Here is a 13,013-nt window from a genome sequence, read left to right as displayed (position 1 = left end):
TGATCAGCGCCCGGGTCTGGGTCTCGTCGGCGGCCAGGTGCAGGTAGGTAAAGACGATCTGGCCGTCCCGGATCAGGTCGTACTCCGGCGGCAAGGGCTCTTTGACATGCATGACCATGTCGGCCGCATCGAAGATCTCCTTGGGCGTGCCGATCATCTTGGCCCCGGCCTTGACGTAGGCCTCGTCGGCAAAGCCGCTGCCGGCGCCGGCGCTTTTTTCCACCAGCACCGTGTGGCCGTTGTGGATCATCACCTCCACGCCCGCCGGGGTCATGCACACGCGGTTCTCTTCCGTCTTGATCTCTTTTAAAATGCCGACAATCATGGCTCCTCCCGATCGATTCAGTTTAAGGTCAGTTTAAGGAAAAAGTGGGATGCAAAAACCTTCCACCAAGAGCGACCAGTTGTATTTTGACCCTCCCTGCCGCAAGCGACAGGGAAGTTACTCGCCATCACGGTTCAAAACAATATCAAACCAACAATCCGATAAATGGTGGTTAACGGTTCAGTCTCCGGTGATGTATCGCCACACGTCATCGAACATTTTCTGGGAAGCCCGGTAGGCGGCTTCGGAATCTTTGCGGGAAATACCATCGACAATGGCCACATGAAAAGGCAACGATTCCTTTTGGATATCGATATCATTGATGTCATGTTCACGGGCCTGGTGAACTGCCTCACGCATGGTACTGCTGATTTGGTACAGCAGGTCGTTGTGACACGCCTTAAGTATGGAATTGTGAAAAGCAATATCGATATCCAGATACTTCTCGTAGACATAGTTGGCGTCATCGCTTAGAATGTTTACCATCTGTTCCATCAACCGCTTCATGCTTGATATTTCCGCCTGGCTGGCACGGGATGCCGCCAATCGTGCCGCTTCCGATTCGATGATCCGACGCACTTCGGTAACCGTTTTCAAAAAAGCGAACTTATCTTCCACCTGCAGGCGCCAGAGGAGTACATCCGCGTCAAACAGATTCCAGGAGTCACGTGGCAGCACCTGGGTACCCACCCGGGGGCGGGTCTGAATAAGGCCTTTTTGGGTCAATACCTTGGTGGCTTCGCGCAGCACCCCTCGGCTGACGCTCAATTCCTCGCACAACTGGTCTTCTGTAGGCAGCACGTCCGGGGCTCGGTATCGCCCCTGGACGATGCGTTGGCCAAGTTCCTCGACGATATATTGGTAGAGTTTGCGATGGTAGGGCTTGCTTTTCACAAAGGCCTTTCATGGATGGTAAATGTACAAACATCAAATTATTGAATCATATTATGTGAAACCACACCATCAAGTCAATCAGAAGATTGACCCCTTTCTGCCGCAGACCACTGAAAATGTGCCGCCATGCCAGTTCAGTACAGGTGGCGAGGCGGGTCAAAAAATATCGTTGACAAAAAAATATCTAATCAATATATCATCATATGATTGTATGTTAAATGATTTTCCTTTCATCTTTTCGATCCAGCAACCGGTCTCATAGGTAATTTTCTGCTCACCGTCCAACGGATACAGGCATGCGCGAACCGTTAAGCAACCGATCTTTCCAGCTGGCAGGATCGGACGAACGCCATCAAGGAGACCACCCACTTTCAGGAGGTATCAGGAATGAACGATCGAATCGAAAATGTCATCATCATGGGCGCTGCCGGTCGCGATTTTCATAACTTCAATGTCTACTTCAGGGACAACCGCCGATATCTGGTGGTGGCATTCACCGCGACCCAGATTCCCGACATCGATGGTCGTCGATATCCGGCAGAACTGGCCGGCAGTCTTTATCCGGAGGGGATTCCGATTCATTCAGACAAAAAATTGCGCGAGCTGATCGACGCTCACCGGGTGGACCTGGTGGCCTTTTCCTACAGCGATGTAACCCATGCGGAAGTGATGCACAAAGCCTCCATTGTCACGGCCGCCGGTGCCGATTTTATCATCGTCGGCGCCCCCTACACCATGCTCGAATCCACCAAACCGGTCGTGTCGGTCTGCGCGGTTCGCACCGGTTGCGGAAAATCCCAGACCAGTCGCAAGGTGATCGAAATCCTAAAAAAAATGGGCAAAACCGTCGTGGCGGTCCGTCACCCCATGCCATATGGCGACTTGACCCAACAGGTGGTGCAACGATTCTCTTCATACGACGACCTGGACACCCACCATTGCACGATCGAAGAGCGCGAGGAGTATGAACCCCACATCCGCATGGGCGTCGTGGCCTATGCCGGTGTCGACTACGAAAAAATACTGAGACAGGCGGAAACCGAAGCCGAGGTGATCGTCTGGGATGGCGGAAACAACGATACGCCCTTTTTCAGGCCCGACCTTCACATCGTCCTGCTGGACCCACACCGTCCGGGTCATGAGACCGCTTACCATCCGGGGGAAACCAATCTGTTGATGGCCGATGTGGCCATCATCAACAAGGTAGACAGCGCCACTGCCGAAAATATCGAAGCCGTTCGCAAGGCCATTGAATCCCATAACCCGTCGGCCCAAATCGTTCTGGCCGATTCTGAACTGATTCCCGACGATGCCGACATGATCCGGGGCAAACGAGTGCTTGTGGTCGAAGATGGCCCGACCCTCACCCATGGCAACATGGCCTATGGCGCCGGCGTGATCGCCGCCAAGCGTTTTGGTGCAGCAGAACTGGTGGACCCGCGGCCATTTCTCAAGGGTCGCCTGAAAGAGACCTTCGAGAACTATCCTGAAATTGGCCACCTGCTACCCGCCATGGGTTATGGCGAACAGCAGATGAAAGACCTGGAAGCCACCATCAACGCCACCGAATGCGATCTGGTGGTCGTGGCCACCCCCGTGGATCTCTCCCGGCTGCTGAAAATAAACCGCCCACATACCCGCATCCGGTATGAATACAGGGATCATGGCGAGCCCACCCTGGAAGCCATCATCACAGCACGCCTGGGTTGATCGAACCCGCTCGCTGATATCGGACGCCGTACCCTTACACCCAACGGCACACGGAGGATTCTACAAAGAAAGGAGTCATTCATGATCGATTTCCAAAAGATCCTATTTCCCGTATCCCTGACCGACATCTCCCCGGTCGTCGTACCCTATGTGGTCACCATGGCCAATCGGTTCGGCGCAAAGATCCACCTGCTGCATGTACTCAGACGCTTCGACTGGTTTGTCGACACCTACGTGTCTCAGCCGTCGGAGACGGATTTCAAGAGCATCGCCTCCGATTTCGAAGATCAACTCCTCTCCCGCGCACAACAAACGCTGGAGGTTTTCAAGGGCAAATATTTAAAGGACCTTGACATCGTCAAGTCGACGGTGGTGGCCGGCACCCACTACAAGGAAATCCTGGGTTATGTCGAGTCCGAAAAGATCGATCTGATCATCATGGGCAGCGGGAGCCCGCTTCAGAAAGCGGTCTTTGGATCGGTGGCGGATAAAGTGGCCAAGCTGTCATCGGTACCGGTCATGCTCGTTAAAAGCAATTAGAACGATTGGAAAAGGAGAACAACCATGGCAGGACCAAGAGAGAAAAGAGATCCCTACCTGTGGGAAGCATTGGTATCCATCCTGGCCTTAGTCACAATGATCAGCCTGGCCATCGTTCGCTACGAGTCGGACGCCCACGTGCCTATTCTATTGGGCGTCCTGGTGGCTGCCCTGGTGGGTCTGCGCGCCGGATATAGCTGGAAAGATATCGAAACCGGCATGCTCAACGGCATCACCAACTCGCTGCAAGCCATCGTCATCCTGGGCATTATCGGCATCCTTATCGGTGTTTGGATTATGAGCGGCGTGGTACCGACGCTGCTCTACTACGGTTTGAAGATCCTGCACCCCAAGATCTTTTTACCGGCGACCTTGATCATCTGTTCAATCACCTCACTGGCCACAGGCACCTCTTGGGGTACATCGGGAACCATCGGCATCGCGCTGATCGGCATTGGATCGGGACTGGGCTTTCCGCTGCCCATTGTGGCCGGTGCGGTGCTCTCGGGGGCCTATTTCGGAGACAAGATGTCACCCCTGTCCGACACGACCAACCTGGCCCCGGCCATGGTCGGCACCGATCTGTACACCCATATCAAGCACATGACCTACACCACCGGCCTCAGTTACGCCATCACCCTTGCTGTTGAGATCATCCTGGGATTTTTCTATGGCGGCGGAGAAGCCAACCTGGAGAGCGTCAATCAGATTCTTTCCGGCATCGAGGCCCAGTTTGCCGTCAACCCCCTGCTCCTGTTGCCGCCCCTTGTTGTCATGGTCCTGGCGTTTCGTAAAATCCCGGCGGTTCCGGGAATCACTATCGGCATCATCGTCGCCGCCGTCCTGGGCATGATTTTCCAAAAAAACGCCTTCGGTGATCTCCTCTCTGCAGCCTACGGCGGCTATACCAGCAATTCCGGCGTGGAAGCGGTGGACAACCTGCTCACCAAAGGCGGTTTCGAATCCATGATGTACACCGTGAGCCTGGTGATTTGCGCCATGATGTTCGGCGGTATCATGGAAAAAACCAACCAACTGCGGGTGGTGGTCATGGTCATTCTCAAAAAAGCCCAGTCCACCGGTTCCCTGATTACGGCCACGGTGTTGACCGCCATCGGGGCCAACCTGATCCTGTGCGATCAGTACATGTCCATCGTCATGACCGGCAAGATGTACGCCCAGGCCTTTAACGACAAGGGACTCCATCCAAAAAACCTGTCGCGTGCCATCGAAGACAGCGCCACCGTTACCGCCAACCTGGTTCCCTGGAACTCGGGCGGCGCCTACCAGGCAGCCACCCTGGGCGTACCGACCATCGCCTATCTGCCCTTCAACTTCTTTTGCTGGATATCGCCGATTGTGTCCATGCTCTATGGCTGGTTCAACATCACCATCGATCCCATAGCGGCAGATGACGCCGAGGCAGATACCGAGGAGGCCGGCGCAACCAGCCCTGCCTGACAGCAACGCATCCCTGCCGGCGGGTAGCCGGCAGGGATGCCATGGAGGGAGCTATGCAAATGCTAAAACAATTCAATTTACGACTGATCATAATTTTGCTTGTGGCGGGGTTGTGGGGCATACCGGCCTTGGCTGCCGATGTTGCGTACTCCAAGGATTCCACCTTGGCGGGCATCATCCAACGCGGCGAACTGCGGATCGGCCTGGAAGTGGGCTATATGCCTTTTGAGATGATCGACACACGCAGCGGTCTGCGCCAAAAAGAGATTCGGCACGGCGGGTTGCGGCAAAAAGGGGGGCGTCAGTTGAGCCTAATGGGTTTTGACATTGACGTGGGCATTGAAATGGCCAAGGCGTTGGGGGTCAAGCCGGTCTTCGTCGACACCCTGTGGCCCAGCATCATTCCGGCGCTGAAGCTGGGCCGCTTCGACATCATCTTCGGCGGCATGTCGGTTACCGAAGCCCGCCAAACCCAAGTCGATTTCGCCGATCCGTTCATGACCGTGGGACAAACGGTGCTGCTCAATGCCAAGCACACGAAAACCGTTCAATCTTACAAGGACCTGAATGATTCCAAGTTTATTGTGGTATCCAAACCCGGCACGACCGGTGAAGAAGCCGTGCAGCGTCTGATTCCCAAAGCCACCTATGAAACTGCGGATACGGAAATCGAGGGTGCCACGCGGGTACTCGAAGGCACGGCGGACGCCTTTGTCTATGACTTTCCTTTTAACGCTGTATTTCGTGCCTTGAACCCGTCGAACGAGCTGGTCTTTCTGGATGAACCCTTTACCGAAGAGCCCATTGCCTGGGCGATACGCAAGAACGACCCGGATTTCATGAAGTTTTTAAATGAGTTTTTAGCCCGGTTGAAAGCTGATGGCCGCTTCGATAAGATTTATTTCAAGTGGTTTCTCAGCTCGGATTGGCATCGATTTGTGCGCTAGCGACCGCATCGCGATGATTATCAAGGCAAACAAAAAGCCCGGCGTCTGTGTGGTAGAGACGCCGGGCTTTTGTGTTTGTTTAATTGTCTATCGTTATGCCGTGGCCAACTCGTAACCGGCCTCTAGTGATCCCATCAGCTCTTCGACGGAAACAATCCGGTCCACGCGGAAGGCATTGGCGCCGGCAAAGGCAAACCCGTTTTTCAGTTTGCCGCGCCGGGCAGAGGCCAAGGCCATGCCTATGCAATAGGGGCTCTTTTCCGGATCACAGGTTTTGATGCAGTGATACGGGCAGCGGAAGGGACGCCGAACCCCGTCGGCCACATCCAATAAAAACTGGTTTTTCAGCGCTCTGCCGGGAAGCCCCACCGGGCTTTTGATCACCATCAGGTCCTCCTCCGTTGCATCCACATAGGATTGTTTGAAGGCCTGGTCCGCATCGCATTCATGGGTGGCCACAAACCGGGTGCCCATCTGGACCCCGCTGGCGCCCAATTCCAGAAAACGCCGGATATCATCGCCGTCATACACGCCGCCGGCGGCAATCACGGGGATGCGGACACCATGTTCCGCCTCCACCTTTTTCATTTCGGCAACGACGTCTGCGATCAGGTTTTCGAGGGTAAAATGGGGATCGTCCAACTGGTCGGCCTTGAATCCCAGGTGCCCGCCGGCTTTGGGGCCCTCCACCACGAATGCATCCGGAAGGTAGCCGTAGCGCTGATGCCACCGCTTGCAAATCAGGGCCGCGGCGCGGCCCGAGGAAACGATGGGGACCAGGCGCGTCTGGTCGCCTTTTTTCAGAAAACCGGGCAAGTCAAGCGGCAGACCGGCCCCGGCAAAAATGATGTCAATTTTTTCAGCGATGGCGGTTTTAACCAATTCCGCAAAATGGGTCAGGGCCACCATGATGTTGACCCCGATGATTCCTCGGGTCTTCTCCCGGGCCTTACGAATTTCCCGGGAAAGGGCGCGGCAGTTGGCCTCGATGCCGTTGGTGGAGATATCTTTCTCGGTGATACCGGCCATGGCACCGGCAATCACGCCGATCCCCCCGGCATTGGCAACGGCCGAAGCCAATCCGGACATGGAAATCCCCACGCCCATTCCGCCCTGGATGATGGGAAGCCGACTGATAAGATGGCCAATTTTCAACTCAGGCATTTTCATGAATAGCACCGTCCTGGAACTTGTTGATTCGATACACGCAAATCGTTATAAGCGCTGTATCCATATCCGGGACCGGGACGGTCTACAAGCAAGAAAAGCGATATGACAAAAGTTTTACATGTATTTGTTGCGCAAGGCGGTCAGCCGGGTGAGGTAGCGTTCCCTATAGGTCAGTCCTTTTTGGTTGGAGATGTCATAGAACAGGTAGTCGATATAGGGGCGGACATCGATTCCGTAACGGTTAAATTTCTCATCGTTCGCCCGATCGACAATCAAAATGGCGTAATAACTCACCAGCATGCGCATCTTGGATTCCCGCCGCAGCAGATAGCTTCGCCCCCCCAGGGTATTCAGAAAATAACCGGCATAATCGTAAATCCGATCGACGGACAAGGGCTTGTCGTCCCCGGCCAGCGGCTTGCCGCATTCCGCGATGGCGGCATAGAAAACCGCCATGGCCGGTTCGAGTACGCGTTCTTCAGAGACCAGGATCTCCTTGGCCTGCATCAGGCGTGCTTTTCCCAGCACGCGGTAGAAATGGGTCACATTTTTCACCAGTCGAAACAGCTCCTGCATCTCCCCGATGTTAACCGGCGGATCGGCCAGGAGCAGCGCCGCACATTCGCGGAAGAAACCGGCACTGCCGCCGTCGGCCTCCCGGACCGACAGGTTGGGCCGGCTGTCCAGGTAATTGAAAAAGGAGAGCATCTGCGCGTCCGCCTTATCGCAGTCGGCGGGCATGGCATCGGTGCTCCGATCGGGCGCCGGCGTGCCGAACACCGTCGGAAAAACCTCATCTCCCGGACGCGCCTGGCGCTCGGTTTCCAACTGAGCGCGCATCTCTTCCATGTCCGCCTCCATTTTTTGGATCACTTCCAGGCACTCCTTCTGAGCTTGCTGACGGTCGGCGGCCATGCGGTTCTGGTGCCATTTATTGACCATAAAGTAGGTCACCAGGCCGACGACAATCAGGGCAAAAACAACGGCTACGGTCGCGAGGGTCCTGTTCATGGAATTCACATCACTCTCCTTATCTCCTGGTCATCATTCCGGGGTGGCGTTGCGATTCGAGACAGTGCCTGGATGCCGGTGCCCGGCGGCTGGCCATCCAGGATATCGGCCACGATACGAAACGCTTTTTCGGCTTCGTCAAGACGGGCGGTGAGACGCTCCGGGTTAAGCCGATCCAGGTCGGCCGCACGGGTTGCTTCCACCAAATGCCGGCCGCCGATGGCACGCTTGCCCACGTGGGTGACCAGCATGCTCGACACATGCATGGCATAGCGGTGTTGCGGATCGCCTAAAACCGCACCGGTAATAGGGCGGCAAAGAAACTCATAACAGACCGGCGGGCGTCCCGCAACCAGCGTGCAACCCGTTGAGGACAGCCAACCGTTGGACGGGCTGAACACTGAGTGACTGGAAAAACGCCGAACCACCCGCGTCAAAAAGCTGCTTTCCCGGGTTTCTGCACAAAACCCGGCTTGGCAGCAGACGCGTCGGCAGGCCGAACAAAATGGCCGGCACCATCGTTCCGTGTGTTGCCGGACACGCTGCTCAAATTGTCCGTATCGGTCTACCAGCAGGGCAATGGCCGACTTCATACTGGTGATCAAATCCATATGTGGGATCGAAAAAAAGGAACCGGGGCAGCAGTTGCCCTCAACAGGGGGCCTTTACCTTCAGGCTACCTTTTAGTAGTCCACATCGCCCCGCTTTTCAACACCTAAGGTGCAGGATGACTCAAACCGGCGTCGACCCCGCAGCCACAATCGACCACGCCAGCAAAAGGGCGAAGGCCGTCTGCAGCAGCCGCATACCGCGCCGCCGCAGCCGCCAGGGAGGCAGGGCGAACGCAACGACGAAGCAGTTGGCCGCATACAAAGGGCTGAGAGCAGCAAGGCTGCCGGGATGCCAGGCCACCACCAGGGCCGCCAGGTAGAGGTATCCGGTCCATGCCACGCTGACCGCCTTGAGGCGCCGCGGCCCCCGAAACAGGGCGTAAATCATCGACGGCGCCACCAGCAGCAGGGCAAAGGGGCCGAAGCCCACATCTCCGCTGCCGGAAAACATCAGGGTGAACGGCCCTGTCTCCCCGGCATGGCCAAACACCGGCACCACCAGGCTTGTATATATCCCCGTCACCAGCCCGCTGATGTCCAGTCCAACCAGCCACATCAACCCCTGCTGCACCGGTTCGGTAGGATCGAAGCTGACGAACAGGTAGCGGACCAGGTTGGCGGCGGCACCGAGGATCCCGTCGTTGTCGAATGCGATGGCCGTCCCGAGAATCGGTTGGCCATGGACCCAGTTCATCACGAAGACGGGAATCTGGGCCAACCCCAAGGCCGGCAACAGGATCAGCAGGGTCAAAAGCGGTTTGTCCGCAAGCAGTTCGCGCCACAGGAGCCATCCGTGCCGGCGAATCATGATGACCACCAGCAGGAGTCCCATGACCGGAACCAGGGCAATGCTCATCGGGTTCGCATAGATGGAAAACAGGATGCAGAGGAAGAAAAAGCGAAGGTCCCCGGACTGGTGTTGCTCCAAGAGTCGATAGATCAGCACCATGGAAAAGGCAATGGCTGCAGTGGAAACCAATTCCGCCGAAGGCCGTAACCCCATGAATACCATTCGCGGCATGCTCAAGACCATCAGGGTGACGGTTAACGCCATGGGCGGCCAGGTATACCGGCGGGCCAGGGCGTAAGTGGAAAAGCCAACGACCAGGTAAGCCAACAAACCGAATCCGCAGGCGTTTGGCCCCAGGCCAAACCGGGCCGTGTGGTAGAACAGGGCCACGGCATTGAGCGGAGGAATCGCATCCATATCCGCCATTCCATGGGGGCCGCCCAGGAAGGAACCGGACGTCAGGCCGTCCCATGGATGGGTGATCGACGAGGAATCCGTTGAGAACCAACCCTGCACCATAAGGCCCGCCATCACCGTCCATGCGACAGCGAGGATCCACCCTGAAAAAATCTCCTGGCGAAACAGGCGAACCGGCAGCGCCAGCTTCCGGAACAGGTGCGGCGACCGGCGTGAACCGACGATCAAGAGTACTGCCAAGGCGGTTGATTCCAGGAAGAAACCGGGCAACGGCGATCCAACGAAAAAGAAGAGCTGGTGGATCAACGAAAGCGCCATGAATATCAAGACGACGGCGCCGGCGCCGGCTTCGGCAAAGGTATATCCCCGGGACAGGAACCATGCGATGCCCGACAGCAGAAATACCGCCGTCTCAGCCGTCAGACCCAGGGCCACCCAGAACATCACCGGAAGCCGCCCGTGTCGAGAAACGGCAATGCCTGTCGCGGGGCAGTCATGATGGTTCCCCGCTTTCAGCAGCCGCCTGCTGGGCCTTCAGGTGATCGACGATCTCGACCATGAAGTCGCGCATGTTGCGGGCCAGCCGTTCGCATTCCGGGCAGTAGACTTTTCGAAACATCTTGCCGTGGACATCGTTCTGGTGCCAATACCATTCGATGTACGGTGATCCTTTGCAGAACTTTTTTCCGGTATACCGGGCAATGGGGCACCCGACACAGACAAGCACGTAAAAGATACGGCAGGGGGGGCAATCGAGGACGCCGCCGTCTGAGCCTTTGCCGGCAATGATGCGATTCCATTTACGGACAGATGCTTCCATAATGCTGATCCTGTTCATGTGCCCCCCTGCCTGATGAAATCGGGTGGTAACCGGTTCTGCATGGGTTTACGGAGTGCTCCTGCAGTTATGCGATCGTCAATGTCAGGACAACTGCCCGTCCAGTTCCTTCAAGAACCACCGGTGGGAATGGATGCATCGATCCGCGATGGTGTTCAGCCGGCCCGTATCGGCGGTTGCCGCCATGGCATCCACGTCTGTGGACGTCCGGCCGGTGAGTTCATCGATCACGGCCATGGCCGAATCGGCCAGGGCGTCAGCGTGGTATCCCCCCTCCAGACAGAAAACCACCCGGCCGGCGCAGGTCTGCCGGGCGATGTCAAGGATCAGCCGGGTCAGGCCGGCAAACCCTGCCGGAGTGACCTTCATTTGTCCCAGCGGGTCGTCGGCGTGGATATCGAACCCGGCGGAAACCAGGATCAATTGCGGTTCGAACACGCGCGCCACGGGTATGAGCAGCCGTCGGTAGATGGCGGCAAATTCACCGTCCCCGCAGCCGCGACTCAAGGGAACGTTCATGGTGGTGCCCTCCCCCGGCCCCTGGCCGGTTTCGGTGAAGTGGCCGGTGCCGGGATAGTGGGGAAACTGGTGAGAAGAAAAGAAAAATACCGAGGGATCCCGCTCGAAGATGTGCTGGGTGCCGTTGCCGTGATGAAGGTCCCAGTCCACCACCATCACGCGATTCAGCCCCATGGCGGTTCGCGCCGCCATGCATCCGATGGCCACATTGTTGAAAAGACAATAGCCCATGGCCCGGGTCCGCTCGGCATGGTGGCCGGGCGGGCGGGCCAGCACCAGGGCGTGGGCCAGTGTCCCGGCAACGACTCGCCGGATCGCCTCGATGGTGCCGCCCGCGGCCATGGCCGCCACCGTAAAGGAACGGTCACAGGTCAGGGTATCGGCGCTGAGCGCCGACGCTGGCGAGGCCGCGGTTGCCTTGACCTGGTTCAGATAGGACGGGCTGTGCACCAGCATGATCTCTCCGTCCGTGGCCGCCCGCGGCACAATGGTGGTGAACCGGCAGTTCACCAGCGGGTCCCTCAGGCGCCGATAAAGGGGTTCGAGCCGGCGGGGATGATCCGGGTGGCCGTCATCGGTCACATGATCGAGATAGACAGGGTCCCAAACCACGCCTGTGCCCGTCATCGACGTCGGTCTCCGGCCGTTACAGGTTCCAGCGGCTCGGGCACCGTCAACACACTGCAGGGGGAGCGACGCAGCAAGGCTTCGGTCGTGGAACCGGATATCCAGCGGCTGACCCTGCCGGAACAGCGCACACCGACGACGATGATATCCGACGCCTGGTCACTGGCGATCTGAAGCACCATCTCCTGGGGAACACCGGGAGCGATCGTTACGGCAAGCTGATCGGCATGGGAAAACATCTGCCGCCCCTGTTCGTTCAACTGACGGTTCAGGCGATCCTGAAGGGCCTGCTGAACCTGGCCATAAGATGCGGCATCGGAATCCCTGATTCCTTTTTCCATGGGCCCTTCCAGGGCGTGAACCATGTGGATTCGTGAAGCGGTATCAAACTGAAGCAAAGGCAGCAGCGGGGCCGTCCGCTGCCAGTAGCCGTGACTATCACAGCTGACCACCGCTGAACGAAAACCGTCGAACCGGTCAGGGTCTTCACCACCACCCGGCTTGACCACCAGCATGGGACGTTTCAGTGCGCGCGTCAGGCGTTCCACGACCGTGCCGATGAAAAGACGCCGAAAGCCGGATACCCCGTGACTGGCGGAGACCACGAGACACGGTGGAAGGTGGTTGACGAAGGCGGCGGTCTGCTCCACCGGATCTCCGAAGCGCACCACGGCCTCCCACTCCACTTCGGCATCGGTCATCAGTGCCTGAATTCGCTGCCTGGCATCTTCGGTACGATGGGCCAGATCACCTCCTCGCTCGAATACTGCTGTGGGGTGTGCGCCGTCCTGGGGATCGTGCACGGCATGGATCAGGTAAAGTCGCACACCCGCCCGCCGGGCAAGGGTCGCTCCGTGACGGACCACCAGCGGGCTGAAGGGTGAGAAATCAACCGCACAGACGATGGCTTGGATGGTCATCGGCATGATGGGATTCCTTTTTGTGCAGCGCGGGCGCCGGATGGTGGGACGGAAGGCAAAATGGCCCGCTTCGCGCTTTTCAGTTAGCAGTGTAGGAAAAAGCGGGTATTCATGTCAATCTGAATATGGGCAGCCCGATGCCCCGCGGATATTTGATTTGTACTGGCGGTCGAATGGGTTTAGAATAGGTTTACCACCGTAAGGCACCCCCCGACTGGCTCACTTTCTTCAGA

At 57.4% G+C, this 13,013-nt stretch carries 12 protein-coding genes and 1 pseudogene; 4 read left to right on the top strand and 9 right to left on the bottom strand.

Going from position 1 to position 13,013, the window contains the following annotated elements:
• Together ACZCED_RS08925 and ACZCED_RS08920 are read right to left on the bottom strand one after the other, a co-directional pair.
• Nucleotides 1-325, bottom strand: a pseudogene (locus ACZCED_RS08925) (alanine dehydrogenase); the annotation flags it as partial.
• A gap of 180 nt (nt 326-505) precedes the next feature.
• Nucleotides 506-1,219, bottom strand: a complete 714-nt coding sequence (locus ACZCED_RS08920; RefSeq protein ID WP_464860654.1) for a FadR/GntR family transcriptional regulator — start codon at nt 1,217-1,219, stop codon at nt 506-508.
• Between the two features lie 387 nt (nt 1,220-1,606).
• On the opposite strand from ACZCED_RS08920, the gene ACZCED_RS08915 reads away from it, so the two are divergent.
• The 4 genes from ACZCED_RS08915 to ACZCED_RS08900 all read left to right on the top strand — a co-directional run bounded on the left by ACZCED_RS08915 (nt 1,607) and on the right by ACZCED_RS08900 (nt 5,877).
• A complete protein-coding gene (locus ACZCED_RS08915) occupies nt 1,607-2,929 on the top strand; it encodes a cyclic 2,3-diphosphoglycerate synthase (protein ID WP_464860653.1) in 1,323 nt (440 codons plus the stop codon).
• 81 nt (nt 2,930-3,010) lie between these two features.
• Nucleotides 3,011-3,469 (top strand): universal stress protein, encoded by a 459-nt coding sequence (locus ACZCED_RS08910; protein WP_464860652.1) that lies wholly within the window; start codon nt 3,011-3,013, stop codon nt 3,467-3,469.
• Between the two features lie 24 nt (nt 3,470-3,493).
• On the top strand, nt 3,494-4,930 hold the full coding sequence (nhaC, locus tag ACZCED_RS08905; protein ID WP_464860651.1) for a Na+/H+ antiporter NhaC: 1,437 nt from the start codon (nt 3,494-3,496) through the stop codon (nt 4,928-4,930).
• A gap of 53 nt (nt 4,931-4,983) precedes the next feature.
• Nucleotides 4,984-5,877: a transporter substrate-binding domain-containing protein gene (locus tag ACZCED_RS08900; protein WP_462969356.1), complete on the top strand. Its 894-nt coding sequence runs from the start codon at nt 4,984-4,986 to the stop codon at nt 5,875-5,877.
• 93 nt (nt 5,878-5,970) lie between these two features.
• On the opposite strand, the gene ACZCED_RS08895 is transcribed toward ACZCED_RS08900, so the two are convergent.
• The 7 genes from ACZCED_RS08895 to ACZCED_RS08865 all read right to left on the bottom strand — a co-directional run bounded on the left by ACZCED_RS08895 (nt 5,971) and on the right by ACZCED_RS08865 (nt 12,786).
• Complete coding sequence (locus ACZCED_RS08895; RefSeq protein WP_462969357.1) at nt 5,971-7,047, bottom strand: NAD(P)H-dependent flavin oxidoreductase; 1,077 nt, start codon at nt 7,045-7,047, stop codon at nt 5,971-5,973.
• 114 nt (nt 7,048-7,161) lie between these two features.
• Nucleotides 7,162-8,058, bottom strand: coding sequence for a hypothetical protein (locus tag ACZCED_RS08890; protein ID WP_462969358.1), 897 nt, complete (start codon nt 8,056-8,058; stop codon nt 7,162-7,164).
• A 5-nt stretch (nt 8,059-8,063) separates the two neighbouring features.
• Nucleotides 8,064-8,669 (bottom strand): hypothetical protein, encoded by a 606-nt coding sequence (locus ACZCED_RS08885; RefSeq protein ID WP_464860650.1) that lies wholly within the window; start codon nt 8,667-8,669, stop codon nt 8,064-8,066.
• A gap of 121 nt (nt 8,670-8,790) precedes the next feature.
• Nucleotides 8,791-10,320, bottom strand: coding sequence for a hypothetical protein (locus ACZCED_RS08880; protein WP_464860649.1), 1,530 nt, complete (start codon nt 10,318-10,320; stop codon nt 8,791-8,793).
• Between the two features lie 49 nt (nt 10,321-10,369).
• Nucleotides 10,370-10,714 carry a hypothetical protein gene (locus ACZCED_RS08875; RefSeq protein WP_464860648.1) on the bottom strand — a complete coding sequence of 115 codons (345 nt, stop codon included), beginning with the start codon at nt 10,712-10,714 and terminating at the stop codon, nt 10,370-10,372.
• An 84-nt stretch (nt 10,715-10,798) separates the two neighbouring features.
• Nucleotides 10,799-11,860: a histone deacetylase family protein gene (locus ACZCED_RS08870; protein WP_462969362.1), complete on the bottom strand. Its 1,062-nt coding sequence runs from the start codon at nt 11,858-11,860 to the stop codon at nt 10,799-10,801.
• Nucleotides 11,857-12,786, bottom strand: a complete 930-nt coding sequence (locus tag ACZCED_RS08865; RefSeq protein WP_464860647.1) for a universal stress protein — start codon at nt 12,784-12,786, stop codon at nt 11,857-11,859. The genes ACZCED_RS08870 and ACZCED_RS08865 overlap by 4 nt, the downstream gene beginning before the upstream one ends.
• Between the last annotated feature and the right edge of the window lie 227 nt (nt 12,787-13,013).

This window comes from Desulfosarcina sp. (assembly GCF_055467485.1).
Note: the sequence above shows the minus strand (reverse complement) of the source record. Positions and strands in the feature narration are given on the sequence as shown.

What these genes read in the sequence shown, in the direction of transcription:
- ACZCED_RS08885 (WP_464860650.1), bottom strand. Translation starts at nt 8,669, where the DNA reads ATGGATTTGATCACCAGTATGAAGTCGGCCATTGCCCTGCTGGTAGAC.
- ACZCED_RS08865 (WP_464860647.1), bottom strand. Translation starts at nt 12,786, where the DNA reads ATGCCGATGACCATCCAAGCCATCGTCTGTGCGGTTGATTTCTCACCC.
- ACZCED_RS08895 (WP_462969357.1), bottom strand. Translation starts at nt 7,047, where the DNA reads ATGAAAATGCCTGAGTTGAAAATTGGCCATCTTATCAGTCGGCTTCCC.
- ACZCED_RS08890 (WP_462969358.1), bottom strand. Translation starts at nt 8,058, where the DNA reads ATGAACAGGACCCTCGCGACCGTAGCCGTTGTTTTTGCCCTGATTGTC.
- ACZCED_RS08880 (WP_464860649.1), bottom strand. Translation starts at nt 10,320, where the DNA reads ATGTTCTGGGTGGCCCTGGGTCTGACGGCTGAGACGGCGGTATTTCTG.
- ACZCED_RS08870 (WP_462969362.1), bottom strand. Translation starts at nt 11,860, where the DNA reads ATGACGGGCACAGGCGTGGTTTGGGACCCTGTCTATCTCGATCATGTG.
- ACZCED_RS08915 (WP_464860653.1), top strand. Translation starts at nt 1,607, where the DNA reads ATGAACGATCGAATCGAAAATGTCATCATCATGGGCGCTGCCGGTCGC.
- ACZCED_RS08900 (WP_462969356.1), top strand. Translation starts at nt 4,984, where the DNA reads ATGCAAATGCTAAAACAATTCAATTTACGACTGATCATAATTTTGCTT.
- ACZCED_RS08910 (WP_464860652.1), top strand. Translation starts at nt 3,011, where the DNA reads ATGATCGATTTCCAAAAGATCCTATTTCCCGTATCCCTGACCGACATC.
- ACZCED_RS08875 (WP_464860648.1), bottom strand. Translation starts at nt 10,714, where the DNA reads ATGAACAGGATCAGCATTATGGAAGCATCTGTCCGTAAATGGAATCGC.
- nhaC (WP_464860651.1), top strand. Translation starts at nt 3,494, where the DNA reads ATGGCAGGACCAAGAGAGAAAAGAGATCCCTACCTGTGGGAAGCATTG.